The 15200-nt window shown below is 69.9% G+C and carries 16 protein-coding genes; 11 read left to right on the top strand and 5 right to left on the bottom strand.

The genetic code is table 11. The annotated features are described in order from the left end of the window. Positions 1–36: 36 nt before the first annotated feature. Together ND450_RS41025 and ND450_RS41030 are read left to right on the top strand one after the other, a co-directional pair. The gene (locus ND450_RS41025) at positions 37–858 is read left to right on the top strand and encodes a hypothetical protein (protein WP_253323405.1); all 822 of its coding nucleotides are present in this window, start codon (positions 37–39) and stop codon (positions 856–858) included. Between the two features lie 236 nt (positions 859–1094). Beyond that, complete coding sequence (locus ND450_RS41030; RefSeq protein WP_371927560.1) at positions 1095–2279, top strand: uracil-xanthine permease family protein; 1185 nt, start codon at positions 1095–1097, stop codon at positions 2277–2279. 172 nt (positions 2280–2451) lie between these two features. Here ND450_RS41030 and ND450_RS41035 read toward each other — a convergent pair whose 3' ends face one another. The 4 genes from ND450_RS41035 to ND450_RS41050 are packed head-to-tail and all read right to left on the bottom strand — an operon-like array spanning position 2452 to position 6340. Further along, positions 2452–3429: a quinone-dependent dihydroorotate dehydrogenase gene (locus tag ND450_RS41035; protein ID WP_253323407.1), complete on the bottom strand. Its 978-nt coding sequence runs from the start codon at positions 3427–3429 to the stop codon at positions 2452–2454. Between the two features lie 37 nt (positions 3430–3466). Beyond that, a complete protein-coding gene (locus tag ND450_RS41040; RefSeq protein ID WP_253323408.1) occupies positions 3467–4708 on the bottom strand; it encodes a cytochrome P450 in 1242 nt (413 codons plus the stop codon). A 32-nt stretch (positions 4709–4740) separates the two neighbouring features. After that, positions 4741–5502 (bottom strand): Fpg/Nei family DNA glycosylase, encoded by a 762-nt coding sequence (locus ND450_RS41045; RefSeq protein WP_253323409.1) that lies wholly within the window; start codon positions 5500–5502, stop codon positions 4741–4743. Beyond that, a complete protein-coding gene (locus ND450_RS41050) occupies positions 5495–6340 on the bottom strand; it encodes a ParA family protein (RefSeq protein WP_089917323.1) in 846 nt (281 codons plus the stop codon). Before ND450_RS41050 ends, ND450_RS41045 begins: the two co-directional genes overlap by 8 nt. 33 nt (positions 6341–6373) lie before the next feature. Between ND450_RS41050 and ND450_RS41055 the strand changes: the two genes are divergently transcribed. The 6 genes from ND450_RS41055 to ND450_RS41080 all read left to right on the top strand — a co-directional run bounded on the left by ND450_RS41055 (position 6374) and on the right by ND450_RS41080 (position 10634). Further along, on the top strand, positions 6374–7093 hold the full coding sequence (locus ND450_RS41055) for a bifunctional 2-polyprenyl-6-hydroxyphenol methylase/3-demethylubiquinol 3-O-methyltransferase UbiG (protein WP_253323410.1): 720 nt from the start codon (positions 6374–6376) through the stop codon (positions 7091–7093). 100 nt (positions 7094–7193) lie between these two features. Next, the gene (locus tag ND450_RS41060; protein ID WP_253323411.1) at positions 7194–7763 is read left to right on the top strand and encodes a sigma-70 family RNA polymerase sigma factor; all 570 of its coding nucleotides are present in this window, start codon (positions 7194–7196) and stop codon (positions 7761–7763) included. Then, entirely contained in the window at positions 7760–8476 is a 717-nt protein-coding gene (locus ND450_RS41065) for a class I SAM-dependent methyltransferase (protein WP_253323412.1), read from the top strand. Before ND450_RS41060 ends, ND450_RS41065 begins: the two co-directional genes overlap by 4 nt. A gap of 85 nt (positions 8477–8561) precedes the next feature. After that, on the top strand, positions 8562–9128 hold the full coding sequence (locus tag ND450_RS41070) for a sigma-70 family RNA polymerase sigma factor (RefSeq protein WP_253323413.1): 567 nt from the start codon (positions 8562–8564) through the stop codon (positions 9126–9128). Positions 9129–9231: 103 nt separating this feature from the next. Continuing rightward, the gene (locus tag ND450_RS41075) at positions 9232–9909 is read left to right on the top strand and encodes an RNA polymerase sigma factor (protein ID WP_253323414.1); all 678 of its coding nucleotides are present in this window, start codon (positions 9232–9234) and stop codon (positions 9907–9909) included. 200 nt (positions 9910–10109) lie between these two features. Next, positions 10110–10634 (top strand): sigma-70 family RNA polymerase sigma factor, encoded by a 525-nt coding sequence (locus ND450_RS41080; protein ID WP_253328129.1) that lies wholly within the window; start codon positions 10110–10112, stop codon positions 10632–10634. Here the strand turns inward: ND450_RS41080 and ND450_RS41085 are convergent. Beyond that, entirely contained in the window at positions 10615–11925 is a 1311-nt protein-coding gene (locus ND450_RS41085) for a glutamine synthetase (protein ID WP_253323415.1), read from the bottom strand. The two genes, ND450_RS41080 and ND450_RS41085, sit on opposite strands and share 20 nt — an antisense overlap. Before the next feature lie 12 nt (positions 11926–11937). Here ND450_RS41085 and ND450_RS41090 point away from each other — a divergent pair, with 12 nt between their 5' ends. The 3 genes from ND450_RS41090 (at position 11938) to ND450_RS41100 (ending at position 15085) form a co-directional block, all read left to right on the top strand. After that, positions 11938–13035: an amidohydrolase family protein gene (locus ND450_RS41090; RefSeq protein WP_253323416.1), complete on the top strand. Its 1098-nt coding sequence runs from the start codon at positions 11938–11940 to the stop codon at positions 13033–13035. A gap of 30 nt (positions 13036–13065) precedes the next feature. After that, a complete protein-coding gene (locus ND450_RS41095; protein WP_253323417.1) occupies positions 13066–14340 on the top strand; it encodes a DNA polymerase IV in 1275 nt (424 codons plus the stop codon). A gap of 85 nt (positions 14341–14425) precedes the next feature. Next, positions 14426–15085, top strand: a complete 660-nt coding sequence (locus ND450_RS41100; RefSeq protein ID WP_253323418.1) for a hypothetical protein — start codon at positions 14426–14428, stop codon at positions 15083–15085. Positions 15086–15200 lie beyond the last annotated feature (115 nt).

Below are 15200 nucleotides of genomic sequence, written 5' to 3' on the forward strand. Positions count from 1 at the left end.
TGAGGCCGGGGGAGCAGGAGGAGTCAGCAGGTGATCATGGAGCCCTGGAGAAACCGTCCCAACAACGAGATCGTCCGCAAGGTCGTCGGTGAGTTGGGTGCGTCGCTCCAGGGCCACCCGCTGGCCGAGCAGGCGCGCTACCGCCTGCAGAAGTGGAACGACCCGGTCGCCAAGCTCGAACGCAAGCGCAAGCGCACCAACGCCGTGCTGACGTTCTGGCTGATCGTGATCTCGATGCTCGGCACGCTCGCCGTGCTGGGCTTCACCGGCGTGCTCGGCACGTGGGCCGCCGTCACCGGCTCGATCGGTGCGGCCGTGCCGGCCGTCCTGGCCGTGCGCAGCGGGTTCAAGCTGAAGGAGCTGGGCGTCGCCCGGCAGCGGCTGGCGTTGTCGCCGCCGCCTCGGCCCCGGCCGCCGCTGCCCGCGCACATCTCGTCCGCGCGCGTTCCGATGGAGAAGCTCCACAGCGCCGAGGACGCGATGGCCCAGCTGCTCGTGCAGCTCGACTCGCCCGCGCTGACCTCGATGCCGACGGAGTCCGTCCAGCACGCCCGGCAGACCGCCCAGGAGGCCGCCACGGCCATCCGCGCGGTGTCGGCGCAGCTCCAGGCCGTCGAACGCGCTCGCGACAACGCACCGCCGCTGGAGCGCGCGCCCCTGGTCGAGGGTGTTCGCGTGCTCAGGATCCAACTGGCGGACGGCGTGGACCGCTACTGTGCGCTGGTGGCCGAGGCGGGCAAGGCCCTCGCGGCGAGCACGCAGTTCCAGAACCCCGGCGAGGTGCTGGACGACGCCACGGACCACATGGCGGGTCTGGCGTCCGCTATGCGTGATGTCTCAGGCTATTCAGCGCATTGAATGTAACGCTCGGTAATCGTGTGCCGCTATTCGGCGAGTCTCTCTGGAGATCTTTGCTGCAATCGTGTGATTATCGGACTGTTATCTAGCCGTGGCCGCTACATGGCGTGGCAGGATCTCGGGGCCGGTCTGCGGGAAGTCCGGCTGAATTGCCGGGAGGCAGTGCGTTGGCGTTGTGGACCGTGCACGGGGACGGTCGGATCACCGACAGTGAAACCGTCGCACCCCAGGAGAGGGTGAGCTGGCCGCTCACCATCGGGTTCGGAGTTCAGCACCTCGTCGCCATGTTCGGCGCCACGGTGATCGTCCCCACCGCCACCGGCCTCCCCGTCGCCACCACGCTGCTGTTCTCCGGTCTGGGCACGCTGCTGTTCCTGGTGATCACCAAGAACCGGGTCCCGAGCTACCTCGGCTCGTCCTTCGCCTTCGTGGCGCCGCTGGTGGCCGCGCGCGAGCAGGGCATCGCGGCGCAGCTCGGCGGTGTCGTCGCCGCGGGCCTGCTGGTGATCGTCGTCGGCATCGCGGTCAAGGCGCTCGGCGTGCGGCTGCTGGAGTCGGTCATGCCGCCGGTCGTCACCGGCGCCGTCGTGATCCTCATCGGCCTCAACCTCTCCCGTCAGGCCACCGCGAACTTCGGTGAGCAGCCGTTGCTGGCCGCCCTGACGACCGTGGTGATCCTGCTGGCCGGCGTGCTGGGCAGGGGCCTGGTGTTCCGGTTCTCGATCCTGATCGGCTTCGTGGCGGTCTGGATGGGCGGGCTGGCGTTCGGCGCCGTGCCGTCCGAGCGGATCGCCGCGCTGCGCGAGGCGGCCTGGGTGGGCCTGCCGAAGCTGTACCAGCCCGAACTGCGGCCGTCCGTGGTGCTGCTGATGCTGCCCGTGGTGATCGTGCTGGTCGCCGAGGTCGTCGGGCACGTGAAGGCCGTCGCGGCGCTGACCGGGCGCAACCTGGACGGCAGCGCGGGGGACGCGATCATCGCGAACGGCCTGTCGACTGCGCTGTCGGGCCTGGGCGGTGGCGCCGGCACGACGACGTACTCCGAGAACATCGGCGTGATGGCGGTGACCCGCGTCTACACGACGGCGGCGTTCGCGTTCGCGGGTGTGTTCGCCACGCTGCTGGCGTTCTCCCCGAAGGCCATCGCGCTGTTCGGCACCATCCCGCCGGGCGTGCTCGGCGGCTGCACGCTGGTGCTCTACGGCCTGATCGTGCTGATCGGCGTGCGGATCTGGATGGATCGCGGCGTCGACCTGGCGAGCCCCGTCAACGCGATGGTCGGCGGTGCCGCCCTGGTGGCCGGTGTCGGCGACCTGACCGTCGAGATCGGCGACCTCGAGATGGGCGGCATGGTCTGGGGCTCGCTGCTCGTCGTGATCCTGCACCCCGTGATGCGCTGGCTGCGGGCCGCGCGGCGCAGCTGAGGCGTCCACACCTTCGTGTGGTTTTGTTCCCTCCACTTCGGACCGATACTCAAGTTGATCTTGCACCGCTCGCGGTCGTTGTCCTTGGGTGCCAACGACGCGGGTCGTGATCCCGGCGCGCGAAGAGGAGCCGCGCGTCGCGCGAGCGGTGCTGTCCGTTGTGGACGGCGCGCTACCGCAGCGCCCTGTTGATCCGCGACACCAGCCCGGGGCCCTCGTAGATGAACCCGGTGTAGATCTGCACGAGGCTCGCGCCGGCGTCGATCATGCGCTTGGCGTCGTCGGCGGTCGCGATGCCGCCCACGCCGATGACCGGCAGGTCGCTGTTCTTCGTGATGAACCGGACCACGTCGTTCGCGCGCCGGGTGAGCGGCCTGCCGCTCAGGCCGCCGGTCTCGTTCTGATGCGCGCTCGTGAGGCCCTCGCGGCTGAGGGTGGTGTTCGTGGCGATGAGGCCCTTGATGCCGTTGTCGACGCACACCTGGATGACCTCGGCGATGGCGTCCTCGGTCAGGTCCGGCGCGATCTTGACCAGCATCGGCTTGGTCGTCGCCTTCGTCAGCTCCGCGACGAGCTCGGTCAGCGCGCCCTTGTCCTGCAGGCTGCGCAGGCCGGGAGTGTTCGGCGAGCTGACGTTGATGGCGTAGTAGTCGCCGTGGTCCTTCAGCGCGTTCAGCGAGTTCAGGTAGTCCTGCACGGCGTCCTCGACCGGCGTGACCTTGGACTTGCCGAGGCTGATGCCCAGCGGGGCCTTGAGCGGCGTGCGGTCGAGCTTCGCGGCAAGCGCTTGCGCGCCCGCGTTGTTGAAGCCCATCCGGTTGATGATCGCCTCGTCCTCGCGCAGGCGGAACAGGCGCGGTTTCGGGTTGCCGGGCTGTGCGTGCCAGGTGACGGTGCCGACCTCGACGAACCCGAACCCGAGCGCGGCCCACACCGGCAGCGCGCGCCCGTCCTTGTCGAGGCCCGCCGCGAGCCCCACCGGGTTGGGGAAGCGGACGCCGAAGACGGTGCGCGGGTTGTTCTGGCCGCGGGCGAACCTCGCCAGCGGGCTCAGCCTGGCCATGACGTCGAGCGTGGTCTCGTGGACCCGCTCCGCGTCGCCGCCGTGCATTCCGAACAACGCCCTGCGCACCACCTGCTTGTACACCACGCGCCCACCCTATAACGCCAGCTCAGGGTAGTCGCCGTCACATCGTCGGCTTGGCCACCTTGATCGTCGCCTGCTCGTCCAACGGCATCTTGGGCTTCGCGAGGAACGTCACCGGCAGCGCCCGCAACCCCCGGCTCCCGAGCGACACCCTCCAGCCGAGCGGCTGCGACGTGTCCAGGGCGAGGCCCGCGCAGCGCCCCAGCAACGTCCGGAACGCGATCTCGCCCTCCAGCCGGGCCAGCGGCGCGCCCAGGCAGAAGTGGATGCCGTGGCCGAACGCCAGGTGCTGCCGGTCCGCCCGCTCGATGTTGAGCTGGTCGGCCCGCGGGTAGCGGTTCGGGTCGTGCTCGGCCGAGGCCAGCGACAGCAGCACGACGTCGCCCGCCGGAATCTGCACGCCGCCGATCGTCAGCGGTTTCGTGGCGAACCGCACCACGTGCGAGGTCGGTCCGTCGAACCGCAGGAACTCCTCGATCGCGCCGGGCAGCAGGGACGACGAGCGCTGCAGCAGTTCGAGCTGCTCGGGGTCGCGCAGCAACGCCAGGGCGCCGTTGCCCACCAGGTCGACGGCGGTCGTGTAGCCCGCCACGAGCAGCAGGAACGCGAGCGAGGCGAGTTCGTCGTCGGTCAGCGCGGTCTCGCCGGTCGCGCGGGCCAGGCCGCCGATCAGGTCGTCGTCGCCGGAGGTTCGCTTGTGCGTCACCAGGTCGCGCAGGTAGTCGGAGGTCTCCTCGCGGGCCGAGGCCGCGTCGCCGTCCGCGAGGCCGGTGACCACGTCCGCCCAGTAGCGGAAGTTCTCCTGGTCGACGGCGGGCACGCCGAGCAGCTCCATGATCACGGCGATCGGCAGCGGCGCCGCGAAGTCCGCGATCAGGTCGCAGCGTCCCGCGTCCGCGAAGCCGTCGGCCAGGGACGCGGCCACCTGCTCGATGCGGGGGCGCAGCGCGGCGATGCGGCGGGGCGTGAGCTGGCTCGACACCGCACGGCGCAAACGCGTGTGGTTCGGCTCGTCGCTGTTCATCATGTGGTCGGACAGGTCGCCGAACCACCACGACGCGAAGTGCGGATGGCCGCGCAGGGGTTCGGCGAGCGCGGAGCCGTGGGAGGACAGCAGCGGGTTGTCCAACGCGGCGCGCACGTCGGGGTAGCGGGTCACGAGCCACATCGGCACGCCGAGGGTCTCCACCCGGTGCACGGGACCGGCGTCGCGCAGGCTCTTGAGCACCGCGTAGGGGTCGTCGGTGAAGCCGGGGCGCAACGCATCCAGATTTACCGCCATATTGGGGCACACGGCCGGGAGAGCGTCTCGGTTCAACCGGATTGGCATTTTGGACAGAAGTACACGAATCTGCCGTCGATCTCGTCCGATCGGACCCTTGTGCGACACCGCAAACAGGGTTTGCCGGTCCGCTCGAAAACGTAGTGCTGCACGCGCAGGTCGCCGGTCGTGCTCTGCTCGGGCCGCCACTGGTTGGCCTGCAACAGCTTCCGCGAGAGCGCAACCGCACGTGAGGCGTCCGCGGCGGACACCGGGGCCGTCGGCAGAACGCGCAACAGGAAACAGACTTCCGCGCGGTAGAGATTGCCGACGCCCGCCATCACGCGCTGGTCCAACAATGCGAGACCGATCGGCCGGGAAGGGGCCGCGGTCAACCGCCGAACGGCCTCAGCGCTGTCGAAGTCGGGGGCCAGGAGATCAGGTCCGAGGTGGGAGATCAATCGATCTTCCTCGGCGGTCGGCACGAACTCCATGTCGTGCAGCGCGAATCCGATGGCCTGCCGGTCGTCCACCTCGAACACGGCGCGGGCCTGGTGCGCGGGACGCCGCCAGCGCTCACCGGGCCGGTAGAGGTGCCACGAGCCGTCCATGCGGAAGTGGCTGCGCAGGCTGTTGCCGTCGGAGAAGTGGGTGAACATGTGCTTGCCGTACGTGCGCACGCCGAGCACGTCCAGGCCCGCCAGGTCCAGCGCGGCCAGCCGGGGGTGGCGCAGTTCGCCGCGCCGCAGCGTCTTCCCGGCCAGCGCCTCGTTCATGCGATGACCGGCCAGGAAGACCGTGTCCCCTTCAGGCATCCACCGCTTCCTGGATCTCGTCGTCGTCGAAGTCGTGGTGCACGGCCCGGCGCCGGCTCCGCGAGATGCGCTGGATGCGGGCGAGCAGCAGGTTGAACGCCAGCGCGACCTCTCGTGCGCCCGGAGTACCCCACTCGTGGATCGGCATGCATGCGCCCTGTGCCTGCTGCACGGCGAGACGGTCCGGCAACGCCACCGGCATCACCAACGGCCCGAAGATGTCCCTCAGCTCGTCGATGCGGAACTGGTGCTCGTGCGAGCGCGGACGCACGCGGTTCACCACGACACCGAGCGGCTGCAGGTCGGCGTTGTTGCTCTCGCGCTCGTTCTGCACCGCCTCGAACGCCCGCTGCACGCCCGCCACGGCGAACATCGTCGGCTCGGTGACCAGCAGCGCGCGGTCGGCCGCCACCAGCGCCGAGCGGGTCAGCTGGCCCAGCGACGGCGGGCAGTCGAGCAGCACGAGGTGGTACGGGAACTCGTCGTACATGTCCCGCAACGTGCGCAACGCGTCTTTCAGCCGGTGCAGCCGCGACTCGCCCGGGTCGGGGTGGTTGAGCAGCTCGGCGTCCTCGGACCCGGACAGCACGTCGATGCCGTCACCCCAGCGGCTGGGGCGGATCGCCTGTTCCAGGTTCTCCTCGGACGGGTCCTGCAGGACGTCGTAGATGCTCGCCTTGGACTCCTCTGGCTCCAGCGTCGACGTGGCGTTGCACTGCGGATCGAGATCGATCACCAGGGTGCGGACACCACGGCGGAGGGCGGCAGAGGCCAGGCCGAGCACCACCGTCGTCTTGCCGACGCCTCCCTTGAGGCTGAGCACGGACACCGTATGCACAGACCTACTCTAGGGTCTCCTACTCTGTTGGCCATGCGACCGGACGCCGTACACAGGGTGCTCGACGCCGAATTGGCCGCCGCACGCGAGCGCAGGGGTGGGCAACACCCCCGCGTGCTCGACGTCGGAGGCGGCAGCGGCGTGTGGGCCGTGCCCCTCGCCGCAGCGGGGTGCGCCGTCACGGTCGTGGAGCCTTCTCCGAACGCGTTGGCGACGCTGAACACCCGTGCGCGCGAGGCCGGGGTGACGATCAACGCCGTCCAGGGCGACACGGACGCACTGGGCGTTCCCGCCGGTGAGGCCGATCTGGTGCTCGCGCACGGGCTGCTGGAGGTCGTCGACGACGCCCCGGCCGCGCTCGCCTCGCTGGCCGCCGCGGTCGCGCCGGGCGGAGCGGTCTCCGTGGTGGTCGCGAACCGGTTCGCGGCGATCCTGCACCGCGCGATCGCCGGTCGCATCGTCGACGCGCGGCGGTTGCTGGACGACGACGCGGGCCAGCTCGCGGGCACGCGCGACCCGTTGCAGCGCCGGTTCGACGTCCCAGGCCTTGAGAAGCTCGTCCTGGAGGCCGGACTCTCCGTCGAACTGCTGCAAGGTCATGGCATCGTTGCGGATCTCGTGCCCGGTGTGGTGCTGGACGCGAATCCGGGTGCCGCCGACGCGCTCGCCGAGCTGGAACTGGCCGCCGCGACCAGATCCCCGCTCCGGGACGTCGCCGCCCGGCTGCACGTGCTCGCCCGCCGTACCGCCTGACAGCGTTTGCATTCGGGACTTTTATGACCCTGATGAGTGGTCCCAAACAACGCCGGGGCGAAAGATAATGGCTTCGCTGCCGACGTAGGGATCCGACGCGATGGAAAGTTCCGACCTGCTGGCCTCACTGGTCAACGAGGCCGTTGCAGGTGACCGGCCTGCCGTCGAACGACTGCTGGCCTCCGTGCGGCCGCTCGTGGCGCGGTACTGCCGTGCGCGCGTCGGTCGCAACGAAAGGGCGTACGCGTCGGCCGACGACGTGGCGCAGGAGGTCTGCCTGGCGGTGCTGACGGCTCTGCCGACCTATCGCGAGCAGGGAAGACCGTTCCTCGCGTTCGTCTACGGCATCGCCGCGCACAAGGTCGCGGACGCCCACCGGGTGTCGGCGCGCAACCGCTCCGAGCCCGTCGCCGAGGTGCCGGACGGTCCGTCGCTGACCGTCGACCCCGAGGAGAACGCGTTGATGGGCTCGCTCTCGGCGCGCCTCGGGCAGATGCTGCGGCTGCTGCCGGACAAGCAGCGCGAGATCCTGCTGCTGCGCGTCGTCGTCGGCCTGTCGGCGGAGGAGACGGCCGAGGCGATCGGGTCGACGCCGGGCGCCGTGCGGGTGGCTCAGCACCGTGCGCTGGCCAGGCTGCGGACGACCGTGGGGGTCGAGGAGCTGATTTGACCGGCGCCTTCTACGACGGACTGGCCGGGACGTACGAGCTGATGTTCCCGGACTGGGACGCGTCGATGGCCCGGCAGGCGTCGCAGCTCGCGGAGTTCATCCCGCAGGGCGCGCGCGTTCTCGACTGTGCGTGTGGCATCGGCACACAGGCCATCGGTCTCGCCCTCCGCGGCTATGAGGTCGTCGGCACCGATTTGAGCCCCAAGGCGGCTTCTCGGGCCGTTGTGGAGGCCTCGGCACGTGGCGTCACCTTGCCCGTGTGCGCCGCGGACATGCGCTCTCTGCCGTTCGCGGACGGCTCCTTCGACGTGGTGCTCGCGGCCGACAACGCGTTGCCCCATCTGCTCACGGCCGAAGACGTGCTGGTGGCGTTGCGCGAGATGCGTCGCGTGCTCCGGTCCGGTGGTCGGCTCATCCTCTCCACGCGCGACTACGACGCGATCCGGAACGAACGGCCGTTGTCGACTCCTCCGTCCGTGGGACCGGGTCGGGTCGTGTGGTTCCAGCTCTGGCATTGGGACGGCGACCGGTACGAACTGGAGATGTTCCGGCTGCACGAAACCGAGTCGTGGCGCGTGGAAGTGAGCAAGGCACGGTATTGGGCGATTACTCGTCACGAAATCACCGAATTGGCGGAACGGGCGGGTTTCGATTACGGGGAGTGGTTGCTTGATGCCTATTACCAACCGCTCTTCATTGCAACAAACGGGTGACGTTTGAAGTTTCTCCCTACTTTCCGCATAAGGAGTGACGCGTCGCACGTCTCCTCCACGGGAAGTCGACGAGGGGACACTTCGGATGGAGAGTTCAGCGTTATCCGCGGAACTGGTCAGTCGGGCCGTGCTGGGCGAGCGCAGGGCCACTGACCAGCTACTTCGCTACCTGCGCCCGCTGGTGGTGAAGTACTGTCGCGCCCGTGTGGGACGTTCCGCGACAACCGCGGACGACGTCGCGCAGGAGGTCTGCCTGGCCGTGCTCACGGCGCTGCCGAACTACCGGGAGCAGGGTCGGCCGTTCCTCGCGTTCGTCTACGGCATCGCCGCGCACAAGGTCGCCGACGCACACCGGTCGCTGGCTCGTAACCGTGCGGAGCCGGTCGCCGAGGTGCCCGACCAAGCCGTGAGGGCCGGCGGGCCGGAGGAGTTCGTCCTCCAGGACGAGCTGAACGGCACGCTCGGTCAGCTGCTGCACCTCCTGCCGGACAAGCAGCGCGAGATCCTCGTGCTGCGCGTTGTGGTGGGTCTTTCCGCGGAGGAGACCGCGGACGCCGTGGGGTCGACACCGGGTGCCGTCCGGGTGGCCCAGCACCGCGCGCTCGGTCGCCTTCGCAAGGAAATCGCGTCGCTGGCTGTCCCGATCGGGTGACATTCGTTTGCATTTGTTACGAGTCGTAGCGGATGCGTGGGGTGAACGAACCCAAACGACATACCTAGAGGGCAGGAAGACACCGACATAGGGACCAGGGGGCATGGACAGTTCGGACTCAGCGCTTGCCGCCGACCGGCTGCGCGTCGACGGAGTGCTGGTGCAGCACTTCCGCGAGTCGGGGTTGTCCGGGCCGCGCTGGGACCAGTTCCACCGCCAGCTACTCGGGCACGGCCTCACGATCGTTACGAAGCTCGTGCGGTCCGGCGCCATCTTCTCCCGCTCCGGCCGCCACGGCCGGTACCTGCACCAGCAGGAGATCTCGCGGCAGGAGGCCGAGGAACTGGCGAGCGACGCGGTGTACGAGGGGTTCGTCCACTTCCGCGACCGGGGTCTGCTCGGCCGGGAGTGGTCCGTCGAGAAGGGGCAGCCGTTGACCGAGTACTTCGTCAACGCCTGCGTGCTCGCGTTCCCCAACGTGTACCGGCGCTGGCAGACGAGGGCTCACGGCTGGCAGAACGTACGGCTCGTGGACACCCTCGCGTCCCTCGAACACGTCGTCGCTGAGGGAACCCCTGAGGATGCCGTCATCGAACAGCAGATCGCGAACGCCGCGTTCGCGACGCTGAGCGAGGACAGCAGGCGGTTGCTCTTCCTCCATGACCAGGGCTATTCGCATGCGGAGATCGGCGAGTTGATGCGACTCACCCCGCGCGCGGTCGAAGGACGGATCCGGCGGGCGCGTCTCGCGGTGCGCCGGCGTCCAGAAGAGGAACGGTGATCCACGTGGAGTTCACACCCGGCCTGCACCGCAAGGTGCCCGCGGAAGCCATCAAGGGCTCTTCCGTCGGTGGGCCGGTCTCCGCATCGAGGGGGGCTCTCGACGCGTTGGTCGAACGGACCACCGTCGCTCCTGAGGCTCCGGTCGAGCCACCCCCGCCCTCCTACTACTCGAGCCGCCCGCAGGCCGCGGACGAGCACGTGGCGCGCGCTGTCGCCGGTGACCGCGCCGCCGTCGAACGGCTGTTGGGCACCATCCGGCCGTTGATCGTGCGGTACTGCCGTGCGCGCGTCGGGTCGTTCGCGTCGGCGGACGACGTGGCGCAGGACGTGTGCCTGGCCGTGCTCACCTCGCTGCCGTCGTACCGCGACCAGGGACGGCCGTTCCTCGCGTTCGTCTACGGGATCGCGGCGCACAAGGTGGCGGACTCGTTCCGCAGCTTCTCGCGCAACCGCGCGGAGGCCGTGCCGGAACTGCCGGAGTCGATGGACACCGCGGCCGGGCCGGAGCAGCGGGCGATGCAGGGCGAACTGTCGGCGCAGATGTCCGCGCTGCTGAAGGTGCTGCCGGAGAAGCAGCGCGAGATCGTGGTGCTGCGCGTGATGGTGGGGTTGTCGGCGGAGGAGACGGCCGAGGCGGTCGGCTCCACGCCCGGCGCCGTGCGGGTGGCCCAGCACCGGGCGTTGTCGCGGCTGCGCAAGGAGCTCAGTGCCGCCAGCGAGTGACGTTCGCGATCCCCTGCGGGCTCGCGTCCTTGTACCGCTCCATCTCACCGCGCCGCACGTCGGCGATGGTGCCCGCCAGCTCCTGGCCGAACGCCTCGGTCAGCACCGCGTCCTTCTCGAACTCCTCCACGGCCTCCCTGAGGGAGGTGGGCAGGCGCTGCACGCCGTCGAGGAGCGCCGGGTCGACGTTCAGGCCCTCGGGGAGCTCCGCCTGCGCGGTGATGCCGTCCAGACCGGCCGCGATCACGCCCGCGACGACGAGGTACGGGTTCGCGGTCAGGTCGAAGCACTTGATCTCGAGGTTGTCCTTGATCAGGCGTAGCGCCGTCTCGCGGTTCTCCTCGCCCCAGGCCACGAACGGCGCGGCCCACGTGTTCGGCACGAGCCTGAGGTAGCTGGCGAGAGAGGGCGCGCCGATCGCGCACAACGCGCGGAGGTGGTGGAGGACGCCCGCGCTGAAGTGCCTGGCCTCCTCCTGGAAGCCGTCGAAGAGGTTCGTGCCGTCGCGCCAGAGGCTGAGGTGCAGGTGGCCGCCGTTGCCGACGCCGCCGTTGACCACCTTGGGGGAGAACGACGGGCGCATGCCGTGCCGGACCGTGACGGCGCGGATCGTCTCCTTGACGAGCACGGCGGTGTCGGCGGCCGCGACCGGGTCCTCCGGGGCCGTGGAGACCTCGAACTGGCCGGCGGCGTACTCCGGGTGGAACTGGAGGACCTCGACGTTCTGCCGGTCGAGGGCGTTGAGGAGGTCGACGCAGTAGTCGGACACCTCGACCTGGCGGGCGTGCCCGTACGCCGATCCGCTGGTCGCGGGCACCCAGTCGTCGGTGCCGGTCCTGCCGACGCACCACTCGACCTCGAAGCCCGCCTGGGCGGTGAGGCCGTGGGAGGCGAGGTTCCGGACGGCCTTGCGCGCCTGCAGCCGCTGGTCCATCGGGTAGGGGACGCCGCTCTGGTAGTGGCGGTCCGCGGGCGCCCAGGCCCAGCCCGGCTGGCCCGCGAGCACCGTGAGGCGGTCGAGGTCGGGGTGCAGCCGCAGGTCGCCGACCGGGCCGCCGGCGAACCGGCCCTGGATGATCCAGTCGTCGAACAGGAACACGTCGAACACCGGTGACGCGCCCACGCCGTGCGCCGCCGCGTGAGCGAGCCTGCGCAGGGTGACGGACTTGGTGCGGGTGATGCCGCTGTTGTCGACCCAGGTGAGCGCCACGACGCTCACGTCCCTCGCGTTGAGCCCGTCGAAGAGCTCCGCCGCCCGCTCGAACCGCTGGTCCCGTTCCGCAGAGTCCACGATCCTAAGGTTATGGGCATCTTGCCGTTCGTCGCCGAACTCGGACTGGTGGACCACCACTGCCACGGGGTCCTGCGGGAGGACAGCACCCGTTCGGAGTTCGAGTCGCTGTTGCTGGAGGCCGGCGCGGTCTCCCCGATCGGCGGGTCGTACTTCGACTCCGCGGTGGGGTTCGCGGTGCGGCGGTGGTGCGCTCCGCTGCTCGACCTGCCCCGGCACGCGTCCGCCGGGGAGTACCTCGAACGGCGGAACTCGCTGCACATCGCCGAGGTGTCGCGGACGTTCCTGATGGCGTCCGGGATCCACACGTTCCTGGTGGACGGCGGGTTCCTGCCGGATCGGCTGCTGTCCGCCCCGGAGCTGGCCGGGCTGGGAGGGGGCGTCGCGCACGAGATCGTGCGGCTGGAGGTGCTGGCGGAGTCTCTGAGGCCTTCGGTGTCGCCCTCGGAGTTCCCGGGAGCCGTTCGGTCGGCGCTGGCCTCTTCCCCGGCTGTCGGGGCGAAGTCCGTCGCGGCCTACCGGGTCGGGCTCGATCTGCCTGGTTCGCGGCCTGACGACGTCTCCGTGGAGCGCGCTCTCGGCGGGTGGACCTCCGGGCGGCTGGCGGATCCCGTGGTGATCGCCTGGCTGGCCTGGGAGGCGTTGGACGCCGGGCTGCCGTTGCAGTTCCACGTCGGGTACGGCGACTCGGACCTCGACCTGCACCGCTGCGACCCGTCGTTGCTGACACCGTTCCTGCGCGCCACCGCTGGTCTCGGTGTACCGGTGTTGCTGCTGCACAACTACCCGTTCCACCGGCAGGCCGGGTATCTCGCGCAGGTGTTCCCGCACGTGTTCTGCGACCTCGGGCTGGCGACGCACGGGTTGGGGCACCAGGCGTCGCGCGTGTTCGCCGAGGCGCTGGAGATCGTGCCGTACGGGAAGTTCCTGTTCTCCACCGATGCGTTCGCCCTGCCCGAGTTGTACTACCTCGGCGCGTTGCTGTTCCGGCGCGCGTTGTCGGACTTCCTGGCCGACGGACTGCGCCAGGACGCGTTCCAGGAGGAGGACGCGCATCGCATCGCACGGCTCATCGCGTCGGAGAACGCCGCACGGGTGTACAAACTGTAGGATTCGCACTGGCGTTCGAAAGGGGTGTTCATGGGTCGCAGTGCGAACCTGCCACGCGGCCTGGTCGACCGGTTCCGTGCGCGTGACGGTGTGTGGCCAGACGACACGGGCTGCCGGATGCTGCACGTCGACATGGACGCCTTCTACGCGTCGGTGGAGATCCGCGAACGTCCTGAGCTCGAGTCCGTTCCCGTCGTGGTCGGCGGCATCGGCGGGCGTGGCGTCGTGTGTTCCGCGAACTACCTCGCGCGTGAGTACGGCGTGCGTTCGGCGATGCCCACCGCGCACGCACGCCGGTTGGCGCCTCACGCTGTGTACCTGCCGCCGCAGTTCGACCTCTACCAGGAGGTCTCGCGCGGGGTCATGGCGATCTTCCGCGACATCACCCCGTTGGTGGAGCCGCTCTCGTTGGACGAGGCCTTTCTCGACGTCGGCGGTGCGCTGCGCCGGCTCGGCCTCACGCCGGGCGGCGTGGGGGAGTTGATCAGGTCTCGCGTGTTCGAGGCCCACGGTGTCTCGTGCTCGGTCGGGGTGGCGTCGACGAAGTTCCTCGCGAAGCTCGCCTCGGGCATGTGCAAGCCCGACGGCATGATGGTCGTGCCTGCTGCTTCGTCGCTGGAGTTCCTGCACCCGTTGCCGGTCTCCGCCCTGTGGGGCGTGGGCGCGAAAACCGCCGCACGCCTGGAAGAACTGGGCCTGGAGACGGTCGCGGACGTCGCCGCGATGCCGCTGCCCCGGCTGCGCCGCAAGATCGGCGTGGCACTGGCGGAGCACCTGTACGCGCTGGCCGCCGGCGTGGACGAACGCGCGGTCGTGCCGGTGTCGCGGGAGAAGTCCCTGGGCGCCGAGGAGACCTTCGAGGTGGACGTCGTCGACCGCGCACTGCTGCGCCGCGAACTGCTCCGGCTCTCCGAACGCTCCACAGGTTCGCTGCGCGCCAAGGGTTTGGTCGGCCGGACGGTGTCGATCAAGGTCCGCTTCGGCGACTTCACCACGATCACCCGCTCCCGCACCCTGCCGGTCGCGACCGACGTGACCCAGGAGGTCTACCGGGTCGCCACCGAACTCCTCGACACCCAGGTACCGCCCGGCGCGGTCCGCCTGATCGGCGTCCGGATAGAGGGCCTTGACAACGCCGACTCCGCCCAGCAGCTGATCTTCGACGCCCCGGAACGCGGCTGGCGCGAAGCCGAACAAGCCGCTGACCAGGCCCGTTCCCGTTTCGGATCACTGGCCGTGCGTCCAGCCTCCCTGCTGCGCGACAGTCCGGAAAGGACAGCGGACTTCGAACCGAAGCCCGAGTGATCGCGACCTGTCCACAACCCGCGAGTTGTCCACAGCTTCGTCACCACCCCGATCCCCCACCGTGCTCCGAGCGCACCCTTGACCCATGCGCCACCCCATCGACCTCGAAGCACTGGGCACCCTCTTCCTCCACCGGGTGGCCCCGGTGGCAGCCCTGCTCCACATAGGACTGTCGTCGTCCCTGATCGACCAGCGCTCCCGCCCCGGCGGCCCCTGGCAACGCCTGTTCCCGAGCATCTTCCTGCTGTCCAGGGCGGGCCCCTCCCGCGAACAGCTGGTGCAGGCCGCCCTCCTCTACGCGGGCGAAGGCGCCATGCTCACCGCCTTCGACGCCCTGTACCTGCACGGCATGAGATCCGTCCTGCCCACGGCCGACGCCATCCACGTCCTCGCCCCACGCCACTCCAGAGCCTGGGGCCACGCCACCCTGCGCCTGGAACGAACAGACCGCCTTCCCAGACCGGCACTGCGCCGGGGCTTCCACGTGGCGCCCCTGGAACGGGCGGCGGTGGACGCCGTCCGCCGCACCCACTCGATCCCGGACACCAAGGCCATCCTCGACGAGGTGACCCACTACGTGGGCATCCAGGCCCTGCGCGCGGAACTGGCGATGGCCCCGCGCAAGGGCACGGCGCTGGCCCGCAAACTCCTGGGCGACTCCCCGGCCCGCCAACTCGAACTCGCGGTGATGGAGCGCCGCACACCGCCCATCCCGCAGGCCCGAACCCCGCTCCCCATCGGCTAGGCCCCGCCCGCTGTCACAGGCCTGGCTCGCCGGCGCGAACCGGCAGGCGTGAACGGCACGCCTGCGGGGTCAGGCCTGGCCCGCAGCGCTCACCCCGGCGGCCTGAGTCCGCAGG

This window comes from Lentzea sp. HUAS12 (assembly GCF_024125735.1).
Taxonomy (GTDB): domain Bacteria; phylum Actinomycetota; class Actinomycetes; order Mycobacteriales; family Pseudonocardiaceae; genus Lentzea; species Lentzea albida.

Coding starts and splice junctions, on each gene's coding strand:
- ND450_RS41040 (WP_253323408.1), bottom strand. CDS start 4,708: ATGGCGGTAAATCTGGATGCGTTGCGCCCCGGCTTCACCGACGACCCC.
- ND450_RS41025 (WP_253323405.1), top strand. CDS start 37: ATGGAGCCCTGGAGAAACCGTCCCAACAACGAGATCGTCCGCAAGGTC.
- ND450_RS41055 (WP_253323410.1), top strand. CDS start 6,374: ATGCGACCGGACGCCGTACACAGGGTGCTCGACGCCGAATTGGCCGCC.
- ND450_RS41075 (WP_253323414.1), top strand. CDS start 9,232: ATGGACAGTTCGGACTCAGCGCTTGCCGCCGACCGGCTGCGCGTCGAC.
- ND450_RS41090 (WP_253323416.1), top strand. CDS start 11,938: ATGGGCATCTTGCCGTTCGTCGCCGAACTCGGACTGGTGGACCACCAC.
- ND450_RS41060 (WP_253323411.1), top strand. CDS start 7,194: ATGGAAAGTTCCGACCTGCTGGCCTCACTGGTCAACGAGGCCGTTGCA.
- ND450_RS41070 (WP_253323413.1), top strand. CDS start 8,562: ATGGAGAGTTCAGCGTTATCCGCGGAACTGGTCAGTCGGGCCGTGCTG.
- ND450_RS41045 (WP_253323409.1), bottom strand. CDS start 5,502: ATGCCTGAAGGGGACACGGTCTTCCTGGCCGGTCATCGCATGAACGAG.
- ND450_RS41095 (WP_253323417.1), top strand. CDS start 13,066: ATGGGTCGCAGTGCGAACCTGCCACGCGGCCTGGTCGACCGGTTCCGT.
- ND450_RS41100 (WP_253323418.1), top strand. CDS start 14,426: ATGCGCCACCCCATCGACCTCGAAGCACTGGGCACCCTCTTCCTCCAC.